Source organism: Verrucomicrobiota bacterium (assembly GCA_019247695.1).
GTDB lineage: Bacteria > Verrucomicrobiota > Verrucomicrobiia > Chthoniobacterales > JAFAMB01 > JAFBAP01.
Map to the genome: position 1 here is coordinate 1 of JAFBAP010000148.1, position 16,797 is coordinate 16,797.

Annotated in this window: 15 protein-coding genes; 9 read left to right on the top strand and 6 right to left on the bottom strand. The window is 63.0% G+C overall.

Annotation, left to right across the window (positions count from 1 at the left end; all coding sequences use genetic code 11):
* Positions 1-122: 122 nt before the first annotated feature.
* Both JO015_16835 and JO015_16840 read right to left on the bottom strand, forming a co-directional pair.
* Entirely contained in the window at positions 123-1,835 is a 1,713-nt protein-coding gene (locus JO015_16835) for an MHS family MFS transporter (protein ID MBW0000764.1), read from the bottom strand.
* Positions 1,836-2,014: 179 nt separating this feature from the next.
* A complete protein-coding gene (locus JO015_16840; GenBank protein MBW0000765.1) occupies positions 2,015-2,623 on the bottom strand; it encodes a DUF1349 domain-containing protein in 609 nt (202 codons plus the stop codon).
* A gap of 203 nt (positions 2,624-2,826) precedes the next feature.
* On the opposite strand from JO015_16840, the gene JO015_16845 reads away from it, so the two are divergent.
* From JO015_16845 to JO015_16870, 6 genes are all read left to right on the top strand, one after another.
* The gene (locus tag JO015_16845) at positions 2,827-3,393 is read left to right on the top strand and encodes an intradiol ring-cleavage dioxygenase (GenBank protein MBW0000766.1); all 567 of its coding nucleotides are present in this window, start codon (positions 2,827-2,829) and stop codon (positions 3,391-3,393) included.
* Between the two features lie 92 nt (positions 3,394-3,485).
* Positions 3,486-5,129 (top strand): malonate decarboxylase subunit alpha, encoded by a 1,644-nt coding sequence (mdcA, locus tag JO015_16850; protein MBW0000767.1) that lies wholly within the window; start codon positions 3,486-3,488, stop codon positions 5,127-5,129.
* 39 nt (positions 5,130-5,168) lie between these two features.
* Entirely contained in the window at positions 5,169-5,483 is a 315-nt protein-coding gene (locus JO015_16855; protein ID MBW0000768.1) for a malonate decarboxylase acyl carrier protein, read from the top strand.
* Positions 5,480-6,406 (top strand): biotin-independent malonate decarboxylase subunit beta, encoded by a 927-nt coding sequence (locus JO015_16860; GenBank protein MBW0000769.1) that lies wholly within the window; start codon positions 5,480-5,482, stop codon positions 6,404-6,406. The genes JO015_16855 and JO015_16860 overlap by 4 nt, the downstream gene beginning before the upstream one ends.
* Entirely contained in the window at positions 6,393-7,133 is a 741-nt protein-coding gene (locus JO015_16865; GenBank protein MBW0000770.1) for a biotin-independent malonate decarboxylase subunit gamma, read from the top strand. Before JO015_16860 ends, JO015_16865 begins: the two co-directional genes overlap by 14 nt.
* A 50-nt stretch (positions 7,134-7,183) precedes the next feature.
* On the top strand, positions 7,184-8,068 hold the full coding sequence (locus JO015_16870) for an acyltransferase domain-containing protein (protein ID MBW0000771.1): 885 nt from the start codon (positions 7,184-7,186) through the stop codon (positions 8,066-8,068).
* 313 nt (positions 8,069-8,381) lie between these two features.
* Here the strand turns inward: JO015_16870 and JO015_16875 are convergent, their stop codons facing one another.
* The 4 genes from JO015_16875 to JO015_16890 form a co-directional block, all read right to left on the bottom strand.
* Positions 8,382-10,049 (bottom strand): acetolactate synthase large subunit, encoded by a 1,668-nt coding sequence (locus tag JO015_16875; protein ID MBW0000772.1) that lies wholly within the window; start codon positions 10,047-10,049, stop codon positions 8,382-8,384.
* Between the two features lie 81 nt (positions 10,050-10,130).
* Positions 10,131-11,129, bottom strand: coding sequence for a zinc-binding dehydrogenase (locus JO015_16880; GenBank protein MBW0000773.1), 999 nt, complete (start codon positions 11,127-11,129; stop codon positions 10,131-10,133).
* 104 nt (positions 11,130-11,233) lie between these two features.
* Positions 11,234-11,926 carry a malonate decarboxylase holo-ACP synthase gene (locus JO015_16885; protein MBW0000774.1) on the bottom strand — a complete coding sequence of 231 codons (693 nt, stop codon included), beginning with the start codon at positions 11,924-11,926 and terminating at the stop codon, positions 11,234-11,236.
* A complete protein-coding gene (locus JO015_16890) occupies positions 11,927-12,817 on the bottom strand; it encodes a triphosphoribosyl-dephospho-CoA synthase (GenBank protein MBW0000775.1) in 891 nt (296 codons plus the stop codon).
* A 623-nt stretch (positions 12,818-13,440) separates the two neighbouring features.
* Here JO015_16890 and JO015_16895 point away from each other — a divergent pair.
* From JO015_16895 to JO015_16905, 3 genes are all read left to right on the top strand, one after another.
* Entirely contained in the window at positions 13,441-13,710 is a 270-nt protein-coding gene (locus tag JO015_16895) for a hypothetical protein (protein MBW0000776.1), read from the top strand.
* A gap of 173 nt (positions 13,711-13,883) precedes the next feature.
* Positions 13,884-15,443 (top strand): sugar ABC transporter ATP-binding protein, encoded by a 1,560-nt coding sequence (locus JO015_16900; protein MBW0000777.1) that lies wholly within the window; start codon positions 13,884-13,886, stop codon positions 15,441-15,443.
* Positions 15,440-16,747, top strand: coding sequence for an ABC transporter permease (locus JO015_16905; GenBank protein MBW0000778.1), 1,308 nt, complete (start codon positions 15,440-15,442; stop codon positions 16,745-16,747). The genes JO015_16900 and JO015_16905 overlap by 4 nt, the downstream gene beginning before the upstream one ends.
* Positions 16,748-16,797 lie beyond the last annotated feature (50 nt).

A 16,797-nucleotide genomic window follows, 5' to 3' on the forward strand; every position in this document is an offset into this window, starting at 1 on the left:
GCCCGGCCTCTCCGAGTTTGTACCCGCAACTCGTTACTCGTTACTGCTTACCCGACACCCGTTACTCGTTACTCGTTACTCGTTACTCGTTACCCGCCACTTCTTCATTTGTGGCATTTCCCCTAGCCCGGGTAATCCGGGGTATGGGGATCATGATGCAGCGGACGATCCTTGGTCTCGGGAATGAAGATCAAGCCAACCACGAACGTCAGGGCCGCGACCACGATCGGGTACCACAGTCCATGATAGATGTTACCATTGGTTGCCACCAGCGCGAAGGCGATCGTCGGCAGAAATCCGCCGAACCACCCGTTGCCGATGTGGTACGGAAGTGACATTGAAGTGTAACGGATGCGCGTTGGGAACAGTTCGACGAGCGCCGCGGCGATCGGACCATAGACCAGCGTCACGTAAATCACCAGGACGGTGAGCAAGAGGATGACCACCGGGCCGTTGAGTTGTGCCTTGTCGGCTTTGTCCGGGTAGCCTGCCTGCTTAATGGCGCCGCCGAGTTCCTTGGTGAACGCGGCATTCCTGGCTTTGAAATCGGCCGGACTTAACGGACCGCCTTCAAAACTCGGGATAACTTTGTCGCCGACCTTGACCGAAGCGACCGTGCCGGGCGGGGCCGGATCAATGGAGTAGGAAACCGAGGCGCGGGCCAGCGCTGCGGTGGCGATATCGGCTGACGAGGTGAAATTGGGCTTATTGGGGTTGGCAAAGAGCTCGAACTGAAAATGTGCAGTCTGGGGATCGGCGGTAACGATCACGGGGGATTTTGTCTGCGCGGCCTCGAGCGCGGGATTGGAATAATGGGTAATGGCTTTGAACAGCGGGAAATAGGTCAAGACGGCAAGCAGGCAGCCGAGCATGATGATCGGTTTGCGCCCCACCCTGTCTGAAAGCGCGCCGAAGATGATGAAGAAAGGAGTGCCGATCAGCAGCGACGCTGCGATCAGGATGTTTGCGGTCGGACCGTCCACCTTCAACGTTTGCGTCAGGAAATATAGGGCATAAAACTGGCCCGTATACCAAACGACGGCCTGACCGGCCGTGAGTCCCAAAAGCGCGAGCAGCACGATCCGGAGATTGCTCCAGCGGCCGAAGGACTCCGAGAGCGGCGCCTTGGAACCGCGGCCCTGGGCCTTCATCTCGGCAAACACGGGTGATTCATTCAGCTTGAGGCGGATGTAAACGGAGATCCCGAGGAGGATTATCGAAACCAGGAACGGTATACGCCAGCCCCAGAGTCCGAACTGTTCTTCACCCATCCAGGTGCGCACCCACAGGATCACGAGCAGTGAAAAGAACAATCCGACCGTCGCGGTGGTCTGGATCCAACTCGTGTAAAAACCGCGTTTACCCTGAGGCGCGTGCTCGGCAACGTAGGTGGCTGCGCCGCCGTATTCACCGCCGAGGGCGAGCCCTTGCAACAGGCGCAAGGCAATCAGGAGGACCGGGGCCGCGACGCCGATTGCCTGGTAAGCGGGGAGCAGTCCGACCACGAAGGTTGATGCACCCATGCAGAGAATAGTGATCAGGAAGGTGTATTTGCGTCCAACCAGGTCGCCGATTCGGCCGAAGACCAGGGCGCCGAAGGGCCGCACCGCGAAACCGGCCGCAAATGCCAGCAGCGCAAAGATGAACTGCGAGGTCGGGTCCAACCCGGAGAAGAACTGTTTGCCGATGATCGCCGCAAGCGATCCGTAAAGGTAAAAATCATACCATTCAAAGATCGTACCGAGAGAAGAGGCGAGAATCACCAACCAGTGGCGGGTCGCCAGCGTCGGGGGTTCGACACCGCCAACCCGGTAGGAAGAAGAAGAGCCGTTCATAGGAGAATTCAGGAGAAATCCTAACTTTTCGCGGATTTATCCCAGCTTCCGTTTCACTAACCAAGGAGAAAATGTACGGGGCGGGCCACCGGCAAGGGTATTATTTACAACGAGACCAGAAATCGTAATTACTTCGGGCGGAAAAATGACGCTGCGCGGTGTTCTCCGGGTGCGAGCGGTCAGGGCCCCTCAACTTCGAGCCAGGCAAACGTCGCCACAAATCCCGCCGCTTGCGGGCTGCAGACGTACAAACCGGCACAGATCGGCCCTGCACCTTCGTGCAGGTGAGCCATCCGGATCTGGGTCCAGTTTTTCGGCAGGTCCGATTCCGGAGCGCCGGTGGCGGCGGAGACGGTGTAATCGGATTGCGTGCGCACGATCCGGAACCACGCGGCCCCGTAATCGGGCCCCAGGTCCTGGGTCGACCAGTCCGACCAGCCGTGGTTAGTCACCACCGCACCGAGGCGGCTTGGCTGATCCGGTTCAAACTCGACCGCCGTTTTAAGCCAGCACTCGGACGACGACCAGACCAGCAGCCCGGCCTGATCGTACTGATGCTTCGGCGTGGAGGTCACTTTGGTACTCAAGGTAAAATCGCCGGTCAACGGCAGGTACAGGTGGTGCCCGTTATCCACCTGAAATCCGTAGTGGGTGCGCTGCCAGAAATCGGTCTGCGCCGCAGTTACCACCTTTAAACCTTGTGCGGTGAGCGCGTAATCCGGCGGTGGATTTCGCCACTGCATCGTGGGGCTGAGGCTCGGGCCGGAGAAAGACTCGCGAAGGTGCATCCGGCGCAGTGTAGAAGCGCGGCCGCGCGAGTACAGCGTTTCCGGCCGGCAAAAAGATCGCGCGGCTCATCAGCCGCATCCGCCGGTGCGGCGTAGCGCCGCGCGGCGATGGAAATGGATTGCAAAATCATCCAGGCGCGTGAGGATATCAGGTGGCGGATTCTGGTCGATCGACCTTCTCAAGGCGCCGGTTCCTTCGTGCGATGGCCGTGGCGGCTGCCCCGGTCGCCTTGTTTGCGCGGGTTCAGACTCTGCTCGGGCGGGACAACGGTACGGTCGAGCTGGAACCCACCCCTCCCGCCGGTGATCAACTGGAAGTCACGCCTGAGGAGACGGCGGGGCCGTTCTTCCGGCCGCACTCGCCCTTGACGAACGATTTTCGCGGGTCAGGCCTGAAAGGTGTTCCGGTCACGTTGTCCGGTTATGTTCTCAACCGCAAAGGCCAGCCGATTCCCGGGGCGCTGCTCGACTTCTGGCATGCGGACGCCGATGGTGAATACGATTTTGAGGGATTCCGCTGCCGCGGGCACCAATTCTCGGATGCGAGCGGGCGGTACGTGCTTGAGACGATCGTGCCGGGCCTATACCCGGGCCGCACGCGTCACTACCACGTCCGCTTGCAGGCGGCAAATGGTCCGATCCTTTCCACCCAGCTCTATTTTCCAGGGGAAACCCGAAACGCATCTGATTCGTTATTCCGGCCGGATTTGCTTCTCAAAATTCGGGAGACAGGCTCGGTACGCCTCGCCAGTTTCAACTTCGTCCGGTGACGCGTGCCGTCCGCCGTTACCCGCCGGGTTTATGGATCCTGGGCGCCGGGCAGCTTCCGTTCCACCTCTTAACCTGATGCCAGGAAACCCTTATGCCCGAGTGGCGGACACAACAAGCTGAGAAGGAGTCGCGGCTCAATGCCGGTCGCAGATTTTCCGAGGGCAAAGTCTTCGCCGCGAACGATACGACCGCGTTGCTGGAAGCGGTGATTCGATCCGGGGACCGCGTTTGCCTGGAAGGCGACAACCAAAAGCAGGCCGACCACCTGGCAAACGCGCTGGCTGCGGCGGACAGATCCAGGCTGCACGATCTGCACATCGTGCAATCAGGGCTCGTGCTGTCCGCACACCTTGACCTGTTCAGCAAGGGGATTGCGTCCAAGCTCGATTTTTCGTACTCCGGCCCGCAGGGCGCCGCGATCGCGCGCGCGCTCTACGCGGGCAAGATCGAGCTTGGGGCCATCCACACTTACATTGAGCTTTTCGCGCGTTACTTCGTGGATCTGACGCCGCACGTCGCGCTCATCGCGGCCGTCAGCGCCGATCGCGAGGGTAACCTTTACACGGGCCCGAACACGGAGGACACGCCGACGATCGTGGAGGCGACCCATTTCAAAAGCGGGATCGTCATCGCGCAGGTGAACCGGTTGGTCGACCGCGTGCCGCGGGTGGACATTCCCGGTGACCGTGTGGACTTCGTGGTCGAGGCGCCCCGCCCGTTTTACGTCGAACCCCTGTTCACGCGCGATCCGGCGGAAATCACCGACACCCAGATCCTGATGGCGATGCTCGCCATCAAAGGCATCTACGCCGAATACGGTATCCGGAGGCTCAACCACGGGATCGGCTACGGAACGGCCGCCATCGAACTTCTCCTGCCCACGTTTGGTGAGTCGCTGGGGCTGAAAGGGCAGGTGGCGACGCATTGGGCACTCAACCCCCACCCGACGCTCATCCCCGCCATCGAATCAGGCTGGGTGAAGCAGATTCACTGTTTCGGCTCGGAGGTCGGGATGGACGAATACATCCGTGCCCGGCCGGACGTGTATTTCACCGGGTCGGACGGCTCCCTGCGTTCCAACCGCGCGTTCTGCCAGACGGCCGGGCTTTACGCCTGCGACCTGTTCATCGGATCCACGCTCCAGATTGATCTGGCCGGCAACAGTTCAACGGTCACGCCCGAACGCATCCCGGGGTTCGGCGGCGCGCCGAACATGGGTTCGGACGCGCACGGCCGCCGTCACGTTTCGGGGGCCTGGCTAAAGGCCGGCCGGCAGGCAAGCGAAGGGCAGCCGGGCATGGCGCGCGGCCGCAAACTGGTGGTGCAACTGCTTGAAACGTTCGGCGACAAGATGGTGCCGGCATTCGTCGAGGAACTCGCCGGTATAGAGTTCGCCCGGCGCATGAAGCTGGAGCTGGTCCCGGTGATGATCTACGGTGACGACGTGACCCACATTGTCACGGAGGAAGGCATCGCCAACCTGCTGCTTTGCCGCACGGCCGAAGAACGCGAACAGGCAATCCGCGGCGTTGCCGGTTTCACCGCGGTGGGCCGCGCGCGAGACCGCAAAATGGTGGAAGCGCTGCGCAGCCGCGGCGTGATCCGCCGTCCTGAGGATCTTGACGTCAACCCTCTGGATGCGAACCGGCATTTGCTGGCGGCGCGTTCGATTAAAGACCTGGTGAAATGGTCCGGCGGCCTCTACCGGCCGCCGGGCAAGTTCCGGAATTGGTAACCGAGTCGGACGGGCGGCGAAAGCCACCGTTTTTGGTTTATGGAAACACTGGAAATCTGCCGGACGGCGGCGCGCCGTGCGCCCGGCGCGAAGCGTCACGCAATCACGGGAGTGGTGGCATCCGGCAACCTGGAAGTGCTGCTGGAGCGGGTCCTGGGCGACACCCGATGCGAGGTGACCGTCAAGACCTCCGTGGAGGGGTTCGGCGACGTGTGGCGCGCCGTCATCGACGATTTCGTGGAGCGGCATTCGCCTGGCGGGCTGAGAATCTCGATTAATGACGGGGGCGCCCGGCCCGACACGGTTTCGCTGCGGCTGGCGCAAGGGGTACGCCTGATGGAGGCCGGCGAATGAAGGACCCGCTCACGAAGTACCGGACGGGAAGCTGGTATGAAGCGACGGCACGCGAGCGCCTTGCGGGCTTGCTCGACACCGGGAGTTTCAGCGAATTTATCGGGCCCCAAGAGCGCGAGGTCAGCCCGCACCTTGCATGGTTTGATCTGCCGGAAGCTTTTGACGACGGCATCATCATCGGTCACGGCGCGATCCAGGGCCGGGAGGTGCTCGTAGCGGCGCAGGAGGGCCGCTTTATGGGCGGTACTTTTGGTGAAGTGCACGGGGCCAAGCTCACCGGGCTGCTCCGCTACGCGCGCGACGACCGGGCTGCGCCGCGTATAGTGCTGCTGCTCCTGGACACCGGCGGCGTGCGTTTGCAGGAGGCGAACGCCGGTGAACTGGCGGTTTCCGAAATCATCCGCGCCATCCTGGAAGCGCGCACAGCGGGAGTCGCCGTGATTGCGATGGTCGGCGGACGGGCGGGCTGCTTCGGCGGCGGAGGCATCATCGCCGGGTGCTGCAGCCGGATCGTGATTTCTGAGCAGGGCCGGATCGGCGTTTCCGGGCCGGAGGTGATCGAGACCAACATGGGCGTGGAGGAATTCGATTCGCGCGACCGGCCGCTGGTCTGGCGCACGACGGGCGGCAAAACGCGCCGGGTGCTCGGCGGCGCCGATGCTTACGCCGGGGACAACATCGCCAGCTTTCGGGACGCAACCATCAGTCTGCTGGACCGGATCCCCGCGTTCGATCTCGATACCATGGAGAAGGAGCAGGCGCGCCTGGCGCGTCGTCTCGAAAGGTTCGGCCGCTGCGGCGATACGCCGGAAATCTGGCAGGTCCTTGGCATCGCCGAAGCGGACCGGATCGCCGATTTGGCGGATGAAGATTTTGTCCGGATAGCGAATGCGCAAGAGGGGGCGAATCATGACGCTCGTTGAAGTGCTGGATACCTTGTTCCCGGCCGGTCACGACACGCGGGTGGAGAATGAAGGCATCCTCCACGGCACAGCCCGATACGGCGAAGGCCGGACGGCGGCCGTCCTCGGCCTGGTCGGCCGGACGCCTCTGGGAGTTGACGGCGCGCTGGCGCTCGCAGGCCGCGTGCTTGACGTGATCCACGGTGCGCCGGGCCGACCGGTTGCGGTGTTGATCGATGCGCAGAGCCAGCGCATGCGCCGGCGCGACGAGATGCTTGGGCTGAATGAGTATCTGGCGCATCTGGCCAAATGTTTTGTGCTGGCCTCGCAGCGCGGACATCGCACCGTCAGCGTCCTTTTCGGACGGGCCGCTGCGGGGGCATTCATCGCGACCGGCCTGGTGCAGGATGAACTGGTAGCAGTGCCGGGGGGCGATCCGGTGGTGATGGACCTGCCCTCGATCGCTCGCGTGACCAAGCTGCCGCAGGACAGGCTGGAAGCGTTATCCAAAGATACGCCCGTGTTCGCTCCCGGGTTGGACCATGCGCCGCCGATCGGCGCAGTGGCTGAAATCTGGACCGACGGTGGTGGGTGGGCGCAGAAGATGGCGATGGCTCTGGATGGCCCGCCGGGTGCGCCCGACCGGCGCGACGAAATCGGCGCCGAGCGCAAAGGCCGTTTGAAGGCGGCGGCGATCGCCAGGCGCGTCAAGCAGGAAGCCGTCGCGAGCATTCAACGCAGACCGTGAGCGGTCCGACCGCCATTCTGTGCTCCGGCCAGGGAACGCAGCACGCAGGGATGTTTGACCTGACGGGCCAGCAACCCGAGGCGCAACGCGTATTCGAAGCGGCGCGCGCCGTGCTGGACGGCAAAGATCCGCGGCAACTCGTTCGTGAGGCGGACCCGGCAACGCTTTATTCGAATCGCGTGGGCCAGGTTCTGTGCTGCTCCCAGGCGCTCGCCGGCTGGACGCTGATTCAGCGGCACCTTTCGAGGCCGGTGATCATCGCGGGTTACAGCGTCGGCGAACTTGCCGCCTGGGGCTGCGCCGGTCTGCTGACACCCGAGGAAGTGTTGCGGCTGGCCGTGCTGCGGGCCGAGGTCATGGATGCTGCGGGTAACGGTAACACCGGCCTCGCCGCCATCCGGGGATTGGGGCGTGCGCGGCTCGAATCCATCTGCCATCCGCACGACGTTCATATCGCCATCGTGAACAGCGGGGACCTCTTCATCGTAGGCGGCGTTCGGGACGCATTGAGCCGCGTTTGCGATGCGGCGCTCAAAGCCGGGGCCGCACGGGCAGGCATGCTGCACGTCGCCGTGGCTGCCCACACGCCGCTCCTGGCCGAGGCAAGCCGGCGATTCGGCGCGGCCCTCGCGCAGTTAAACCTGCCCCTGCACTCCCCGGCGGATGTGCGGTTGTTGACCGGCATCGACGGCGAAGTGGTATTCGATCCGCCCGCCGGGGCCGGCAAGCTCGCGCAACAGATCAGCCGCACCGTTGATTGGGCGGCTTGCCTGGATGCCTGCCGCGCGACGGGGGCAAAAACGGTGCTCGAACTCGGGCCGGGACGTGCACTCGCAAACCTGGCCCGCGAGGTCCTGACGGATGCACAGGTTCGCAGCGTCGAGGATTTCCGCACGCCGGAAGGCGTGGTGAAATGGGTGCCGGGTGCCGGGTGACGGGTGTCGGGTGTCGAGTTAAATGCCACAAATGCCACAAGCGGAAAAATGCCACAAATGGAAGAGAGTGCCGGGTGCCGGGTGTCGAGTAGCGTTCGGCGTTCGGTCACACGGCGGGCACAACGACGGAGTTCACACGGTCACGCCACGGGCACGACGTAAGAGTTCACACGGCGACCACGGCGGGAAGAGGGGGAAAGCGTTCGGAGCTCTGAGTTCGGGGTTCGGAGCGGGATCCTGGGGGGGCTGGGTGGGAATATCAACCTTAGCGTTGCCGCCAAGTATTGGGCCCGCCGAGTCCTCTCAATCTGTGTTAATCTGTGTAATCTGTGGACGCTCTCGCTGGTACCGCCTGGCGCAGCTCGTCAACCAGCACCCGGGTGTTCTCGGAATAGTCGACCGGCACCGCGACCAGATGGACGCCGCCGGCGTTGAAGGCCGCTTCCAGGGCCGGGACGAGTCCGTCTGCCTTTTCGACGCGTGATCCCCTGGCCCCGTATGCCTCGGCGTACTTCACAAAATCCGGATTGCCGAAAGTCAGACCCCAGTCAGGAAAATCGTCCACCGCCTGTTTCCAACGGATCATGCCGTACGCTTGATCGTCCAGGATAAGCACCACCACGTTCAGTCCGAGCCGCACGGCGGTCTCCAACTCCTGGGAGTTCATCATGAAGCCGCCGTCGCCGCAGACCGCCAGGACGCGCCGCTCGGGGTAGAGGATCGCGGCCATCATGGCCGAGGGCAGGCCTGCGCCCATCGTCGCCAACGCGTTATCAAGCAAGAGTGTATTGGCCACATGCGTACGGTAGTTACGCGCAAACCAAATCTTGTACATGCCGTTGTCGAGGGCCACGATCCCGTCCTCCGGGATGACCTGCCGCACGTCGTGCACGATACGCTGCGGGGTGAGCGGGAAACGGTCCTCCGTAGCGCGGTCCATGATGGGCCCGAGAATGCCTTCACGCAGCGGGAGAAGCGCCGCGGCGTGTTTTATGCTCCCTTCAAGCCGGTCCGCCAGCAGCGCCAGGCTGGGCCCGACGTCACCGACGACCTCGGCATGCGGGAAGAAAACCTGTTCGACCGTAGCCGGCGTGTAGCCGACATGGATCACCTGCGGACCACCCGGTCCCATGAGGAAGGGCGGTTTCTCAACGGTATCATGGCCGATGGTGACGATAAGGTCGGCTTGGTCAATCGCCTGGTGCACGTAATCCCGCTCGGAGAGCGCGGCGGTACCCATGTAAAGCTTGGAGCCGCCGACCACGGACCCCTTGCCCATCTGGGTATTGAAGAATGGGATGCGCAAACGCCGGACGAATTCCGAGAGAGCAGTGGAGAGACGCGGCCGGCTCGCGGCGGCCCCGAGCATAATGAGGGGGCGCTCGGCACCGCGAATCATCGCGGCCGCACGGTCAAGGGCAGTTGAGTGCGCCACGGGCAGGTCGACCGGGTGCGGCGGCACCAGCGGCGGAGGATCATTGACATTTTCAGCCGCGACGTCCTCCGGCAGTTCCAGATGCACCGGGCCGAGCCGTTCTTCCTGAGCCACGCGGAAAGCGTCACGGACCAAGGTAGGAATACTCGCGGCACTGACAATCTGGCGTGACGACTTGGTCAGCGGCTTCATCGTCGCGACAACGTCAACGATCTGGAAGCGCGCCTGGCGGCTGGTCCTGATCGCTTTTTGCCCGGTGATCATGACCATCGGCATCGCGCCAAGCTGCGCATAGGCAGCCCCGGTAACGAGGTTTAACGCCCCCGGGCCCAGCGTGCTGATGCAGACGCCGGCGCTACCGGTCAAGCGGCCGTAGGTCGCGGCCATGAATGCCGCGGATTGTTCGTGCCGGGTGAGAACAAGCTGGATGCTCGAACGGCGCAGCGACTCGACCACATCAAGATTTTCCTCGCCCGGAACGCCAAAAATGCGCTCGACCCCTTCATTCTCCAAAGCAGCGACCAGCAGATCGGATCCCTTCGTCATGGGCGCATCCTTCCAATAATTGCCTGCGTGAGCTTCGATGTCATTTTGTCTCCCCATCAAAAGCAGCACGGAACGGGAGAGTCAACTCGCGACGCGGATCAACACCTTTCCCATTGGTCCTTGAGCCAATCGGGCGAATGCGTCTTTTACTTCCTCAAACGGGAACACGCCGTCCACGACCGGCCGCTTTCCCGTCGCATCAACACGGCCGCAAATTTCCTTCCAGGCGGCTTGGGCAGCTTCCGGAGCGTAATCCCCAACCGACACGCCGCCGATGCGATTTCTCCGGAAGAACAGGGTTGCAGTGTTGAATTCCGGCACTGCCCCGCCGCTCCGGCCGACGACGCTGATCCGGCCACGATGGCCGAGCATTGCGATCAGTTCGTTGAATTGGGATCCCCCGACGTTATCCACGGCAAGATCAATTCTCTTTGGATCGATTGCGGCGAGAATCGTTTTGCGCAGGTGCGGATCTTCCGGGTTAAACACGAAGTCAGCCCCAAGTTCCTTCAGCCTCGCGCCTTTCTCGGCGCTGCGGGACAGAGCCAACACGGTAAGGTCCATCGATTTTCCAAGCAGGACCGACGCGACGCCGACGCCGCCGGAGGCCCCGGTGACCAACAGCACTGACCCTGGATCGGGCGGAGCCGGCGGGTCACTCCACTGGGTCAAGGCCTGCCAGGCAGTCAGGAAGACCAACGGGGCGCCGGCCATCTCTTCCAGCGACCAACCCGGCTGCACTTCGACCAGATTCGTGACTGGAACGACGACCTTCTCCGCAAGGGTGCCCCAGGCGTCCACCCCCGTGATCCCGCGCAGTATGCCCATGGTCTCGCCGGCACGCACGTTGGTCACGCCCGCGCCCGTGCCCAGCACCTGACCAACGCCGTCACGCCCGAGCACGTGCGGCATTTGAGGCCGGGCCGGGTACATGCCTCGGGCCAGAAAAGCATCCGCCGGATTCAAGGCGGCAAACCTGACCCTGAGCAGCGCCTGACCCGGGCCGGGCTCAGGATCGGCCACCTCGGCCAGACGCAGTTTCTCGACTCCATCGTACGACTCCATTAGCCATGCGCGCATCGCAGTCTCCTGATGTTCCTGGAAGATACCGTGTACAACAATAATTCGTTGCTCATGCCTGAACCGGGGCGCCAAAGTCTCTCGACGGCCTTCCAGAGTGGGCGCTAGAAGTTTACGGCCGCAAGACCGGTGCGGGATGAGCCCGGGCCTGGGTCCCACGGGTCGAACACCAGGACGGGACCATCGGTTTGCCGTAGAAGGACGGGCCTCTCGCCACGGGCGTATTCCGCCAGTGACACGGCGCCCCGAGGGGTCTCGAGTTGCACGTCCACGCGGGATGGTCCCGCAGACAAGTTCGCCAGCAGCCATTCCGCGGCTGCCGCCGGTAAACGTTTGGGGACGCGAATGAGGAGGTCGAGGTCGCTCGCGGGGGTAGCAGCGGCCAACCCGGTGGCGAGTTCAAATCCGACGCTGCCGGTCGGTCCCCAGCGGAGCGGCCGGTCGGCAAGCTTCGCTTTAATCATCGTCAAAGTGCCGAACGCCGGAATCCGGCCGCTTCGGGCCCTGACCTGCGCTGGTCGCGCTCCGACCAACTGTTCGGGAGTAATCCGGCTAACGATCAGGCTGCGGTGAAGGTAAGCCGCAAATCTTTGGTTGCGCAGCGAACCCCGAATCCCAACCGGGATCATGCCGGCGACGATGGGGGCACGGCGCACCACCACAAACGGCGCCTGCGCCAAAGCATCCTCTACCCAGGAAGGAGCCGGCCCCGGGCAGACCAGGTCGGCTGTACCGGTTAACCTCAAAAGGTCGTGCGCCGGCCATGCCCGCGCTTCAGTGGAATTATCCAGGTGCAATCAGGTCTCGGCCGGTGGCGGGTTGGTTAGAAAATCCAGGAAGAGGGTAGCCGCAAGTAAGTCGGCGCTACCTCCCGGCGAGGCATTAATTGCAACCAAGCCGCGATCGAGTCGCCGGAGCCGCTGCCGGCCTTGCCGCGTCGCGGTGCCGCCTGCCGCCAGGACCGCAGCGGCGCCTACCCGGGCTGTCTTCAGCGCGGCGGGTCCGCCCCGGTGCAACAGGCAGGTATCGTCCAGGCTTCGCATGATCGCGAGCAAAGCATCCAGCCGGGCGTTGGTTTCGGCGGCACCCGACCGGCGTGAACGGTTAAGGACGGGCAAGCCGATGCCGATGAGATGAGGGAAACCGGCTCGGGCTTCGCCGCGCGCACCGGCCACACCGTAGCGGCGAACCATCCTTGACCCGTTGGTTTCCAGCCCGGGCGCCTTTCGATCCGGCAGGCAAGCGAGTTGCCGCGCCCGGTTCGCGATCACCGGGGCAGAGGCTGGGCCCATCGCCGCCCCGGAAACAAGGAGACCCAGCGCCCAGATCGCGCCGCGATGCGTATTGACGCCACCGGTGGCCAGCAACATCGAACGCTCGGCGGAGCGGCCGAGAGCGCCGATTTCTTCCCTGAGGTCAAGGCCGGGCAGCCGTTGAAATGAAGCCAGGGCCATGCGTTCAAAATGCGGGTGAAGACACTGAGCGGAGCGCTTCATCAGCGTCAATGACAAGTCGGAGTGGGCGCCCGGGCCGCGTCCATCGACGAGGGCCGGCTTGGGAGTCAGTTCGGCTTCCTCGACCAGGGCGCGGACGGCGAAGGCCGCGAGGCGCGCAGCCTGATCCTGCCGCGTACCGGGGAGGTTCGCCCGGATCAGGCGGCCGGCGGCGGTAAGGGCTGCCGGTTGCATCACCGGACACCTCAGACAACGCAAAGCATTTCCAAGTCTTTGATTAACTTTTCCCGATTCGCACCGATTACGAAAATTATAGAAAAAGGAGTGAATCATGCGGATCAGTTTTGAGGGGTCTGTCGCGGCGGTTGTATTACCAAGGACTACGCAAATTTACTGCCATTTGGCTTGCGTTCACAAGCAACTCGTACGCGGGCATTTGGACCGGGTGCCGTTTCATCTCCGCGGGATCGTGCGAGCCCTTCTCCCTTGATGTGGCAGGCGGGATGCCGGGATCGAACCGGCGACGGGGTCCTGCGGCTAAAACGCCGATGATCCGTTGAGGCAACCCACTTTACTCCCCAACGACGAAATGCCTCCTGCTAAGGTCGCCTGGTCCTGCGCGCCAAAGACCGTTTGCCCGGGATGGTCTCCGTCATGAGCAGGATGCAATGGATGGAAATCATATTCTGCTCCGCAATGGGTTTTTGGCAAACGGCATAAAAATGAGAGCTCCCCGGAAGCACACCGGCTCCGGTTTGGCGTGCGGCCGCCGGTCAGGCGGAGGCGAAACCCAGGCCGCAGGCCGCCCCGGGTTAACCGCTGGATAAGTTGGGGCCGGCGTGCGAATCTCGACCCCTATGAATAAAGGCTCGAACGGCCACGTTACCGAATTGCGTATCAACAAAGAGGGACCGCGCTTCAGCGCGGTGATTACCCTGGAGAACTCTGAATTTACAGGCACTGAAGATTTTAGTCACTTGACCATCAGGCCTCCGGTCGATTTCGAGGATTGCAGGATTGACCGGGACGACCAGGGAAAACCCCGGAGCATCGAGCTTCTGTCGAGTCGCCAACTGCCGTTAGCCCGGAACGAGGCGATCTGGGTGTATATCGACCAACCGCGGTAATGATGATTTCTAGACGTCGCCACGACGGAAACAAAGCCGTTTCGGTTTTCCTGCATGATTAGGCGTTGCTAAGGCGCATGCTTTTTGACTAAGCTATCGGGTTTGTGTCTCCCCCCAGCACCCGCTCCTCCCAAGACACCGGCCTGCCCGGAGCGGCTCCGGTCGCACTTGAGATGCGCGCGATCTCCAAGGCGTTCGGTCCGACGCTGGTCTTGCGGGGTGTAGACCTGAAGGTGCACGCGGGCCAGGTCCACGCGCTGATGGGCGAAAACGGCGCGGGCAAATCGACCCTGATGAAAATCGCGGCGGGCCTGATCCCGGATTACGAAGGCACGCTGCTGGTGGACGGGCACCCTTGCACTTTTGCCTCCCCGCGCGACGCGAGCCGGGCCGGCATCGCGATGATCCATCAGGAACTCAGCCTGGTTCCGGAACTGGCGGTGGACGAAAACATTTTCCTCGGGCAGGAGAAGGCGCGCTGGCTGTTCCTGGTTGACCGCCGCCAGCAGAGGCGGGCCGCCCGGGAGGTGTTGCGGCCCCTGGACTTTCACGCGCGCTTCGACGTGCCGGTGGCAAAGCTGCGCATCGGCGAACAGCAATTGGTCGAGATCGGAAAGGCGCTCGTGGCCAATGCTCGCATCCTGATTATGGACGAGCCGACCTCGGCCTTGTCGGTCAATGAAGCGGACCGGTTGTTCCAGGTCATCCGGCGCCTGGCCGCCTCCGGCGTAGCCGTCGTCTACATCTCGCACCGAATGGAGGAGGTTTTTGCCTTGGCGGACGTTGTGACGGTGCTCCGGGACGGCAAATACGTCGGCACGCTTCCGGCCGCGCAAGCCAACCGCCGCGAAATCATCCGGCTGATGGTAGGTCGCGAGCTGCAGGAATGGTTCATCGCACCGAAGGCCAAATCGAGCGGCGGCGGGACCGCATCGGTTCCCCCCGCCCTGGAAGTGCGCGGGCTGAGGCTGCCGAATCCGACGCCGTCACCGAGCCGGCCTTACCTGGTCGCCGGTGTGAACTTCACGGTCCAGCCCGGTGAAGTATTCGGGCTCGCGGGGCTGCTCGGGTCCGGCCGGACCGAAGCGCTCGAAGTGATTTTTGGCTTACACGCCCAGACTTCATCCGGCGAAATCAGGCTCGACGGCAGGCCGGTCCGTCTCCGGCACCCGATTGACGCCAAAGCCGCCGGCATTGCTTTCGTGACGGAGGATCGCAAACGGGATGGGCTGATCTTAAATGCAGGGCTGGACCGGAATGCCGCGCTTACGGTGATGCGGATGCTGGCGTCCTATGGCCTGGTGGTCAAGGATCGGGAGCAACAGAACGCGGCCCGCACCATCCAGCAACTCGGCATCCGCGCTTCGGGAACATTTCAACTTGCGGGAACGCTCAGCGGGGGCAACCAGCAAAAACTCGTGATCGGCAAATGGCTGCCAACCGGGCCCCGGGTCCTCCTGCTCGATGAGCCGACCCGCGGGATTGATATCGGCGCAAAAGCGGACGTTTACCACCTGATTGAACAGCTGGCCGCAGAAGGTCTCGGCATTGTGCTGGTCTCTTCCGAACTCCCCGAACTGATGTTCCTGAGCCACCGGATCCTGGTCTTACGCGAGGGCCGTCCTACCGCCCTGCTGCGCAAAGATGAGTTTGCACCTGAAGTCATCCTCGATTACGCATCACCCGGCGGTGCAGTCCAGGAGCGGTTTGCTTCTGCAGAAGCGGCGGCATGAAAACATTCGGCAGACGTCTGGTCAGTTTCCTGCTCGCCACCAAGCTGTTCTGGGGCCTGGCGGTGTTATACACCGTGGGCGTTCTCTCTTCACCGGTGAACCGCCGCGGGGTTAACATTTTTCTGAGTCCGGGTAATCAAGCGGACGTGCTTCGCCAGGTGTCCAACAACGGCATTATCGCGGTTGGGATGACTTTGGTCATCCTCACGGGCGGGATTGATCTTTCGGTCGGCTCCCTTATGGCGCTGGGCTCGGTGCTGTGCGCGATGCTGTTGACCCTTCCCGGGTGGACCAATGCTTCCGGGATTGCCATTCCTTTGCTTTCCGTGGTGCTCCTGTTGCTCGGCGCTTACGCGGTACCGTTACTCACCGTCAATCTCCGGCACCGGCCCGCACGGCCGGTCGCGCGCGCGCCACGCAACGTCCGGCTCGCCGGGTGGGCCCTGGGCGCCGTACTCGCGCTCCTGGCCTGGTTTTGGACTACCAGCCAACTGGGCACCAAGTTCGGCGTGCTCGGGGTGTTGGTTACCGTTCCGGCGGCCGGCCTGGTTGTTGGTGCGTTCAACGGGATTATCATCACCAAAGGCAAGATGCAGCCGTTCATCGTAACGCTCGCAATGATGGTCGCGGTGCTCGGGATTGCCCGCCTCCTGGGCGGGCCGAGCGCGGCGATTTTCCCGGTTTACAGCGGCTCCAACGCCACGGAGCAGTTCGACGTCCTGAGGGCACTGGTCTTCCAGGTAGTCCCGGTGCCGGGTCTATTCTTTCTCGCGGCTGTGTTGGTTTTCGGGTTCCTGCTGCGCTTCAGCACCTTCGGCCGTTACGTCTACGCGATCGGGGGCAATGAACAGGCCGCGCGCCTCGCCGGCATCCACGTTGATCAGGTCAAAATCGCCGTTTATGCCATTTCGGGTTTTCTGTCCGCCTTGGCCGGTGTCCTTTACACCGCGCAATACCGGCAGGGTAAACCCGATGCGGGGACAGGAGCTGAGCTCGACGCGATCGCCGCGGTGGTTATCGGCGGCACAAACCTCATGGGCGGCCGGGGAACCATGCTCGGCACCCTGGTCGGTGTCTTGATTTTCGGTTTTCTCGGCAACATCCTGCTCCTCCGGAACATTGACAGCAACACGCAACTCGTCCTCAAAGGGCTGATTATCCTCGCGGCCGTTCTGCTGCAGGAAGGACAGCTCAACTTCTGGCGCCAGCATTGGATCCGCGCGTTCCGGCGTGAACCTGAGCCGGCCGGCCCGATGCCCCAGGCCGCCGGCCCGACGACCTCGCCGTCAGTTCCCAAGGCATAACATAACGATCGCGAAAACCAACCTACCGCCGTTTTCTCCTCAAAACCAAA

Coding starts and splice junctions, on each gene's coding strand:
- JO015_16835 (MBW0000764.1), bottom strand. CDS start 1,835: ATGAACGGCTCTTCTTCTTCCTACCGGGTTGGCGGTGTCGAACCCCCG.
- JO015_16840 (MBW0000765.1), bottom strand. CDS start 2,623: ATGCACCTTCGCGAGTCTTTCTCCGGCCCGAGCCTCAGCCCCACGATG.
- JO015_16845 (MBW0000766.1), top strand. CDS start 2,827: ATGGCCGTGGCGGCTGCCCCGGTCGCCTTGTTTGCGCGGGTTCAGACT.
- mdcA (MBW0000767.1), top strand. CDS start 3,486: ATGCCCGAGTGGCGGACACAACAAGCTGAGAAGGAGTCGCGGCTCAAT.
- JO015_16855 (MBW0000768.1), top strand. CDS start 5,169: ATGGAAACACTGGAAATCTGCCGGACGGCGGCGCGCCGTGCGCCCGGC.
- JO015_16860 (MBW0000769.1), top strand. CDS start 5,480: ATGAAGGACCCGCTCACGAAGTACCGGACGGGAAGCTGGTATGAAGCG.
- JO015_16865 (MBW0000770.1), top strand. CDS start 6,393: ATGACGCTCGTTGAAGTGCTGGATACCTTGTTCCCGGCCGGTCACGAC.
- JO015_16870 (MBW0000771.1), top strand. CDS start 7,184: ATGTTTGACCTGACGGGCCAGCAACCCGAGGCGCAACGCGTATTCGAA.
- JO015_16875 (MBW0000772.1), bottom strand. CDS start 10,049: ATGACGAAGGGATCCGATCTGCTGGTCGCTGCTTTGGAGAATGAAGGG.
- JO015_16880 (MBW0000773.1), bottom strand. CDS start 11,129: ATGCGCGCATGGCTAATGGAGTCGTACGATGGAGTCGAGAAACTGCGT.
- JO015_16890 (MBW0000775.1), bottom strand. CDS start 12,817: ATGCAACCGGCAGCCCTTACCGCCGCCGGCCGCCTGATCCGGGCGAAC.
- JO015_16895 (MBW0000776.1), top strand. CDS start 13,441: ATGAATAAAGGCTCGAACGGCCACGTTACCGAATTGCGTATCAACAAA.
- JO015_16900 (MBW0000777.1), top strand. CDS start 13,884: ATGCGCGCGATCTCCAAGGCGTTCGGTCCGACGCTGGTCTTGCGGGGT.
- JO015_16905 (MBW0000778.1), top strand. CDS start 15,440: ATGAAAACATTCGGCAGACGTCTGGTCAGTTTCCTGCTCGCCACCAAG.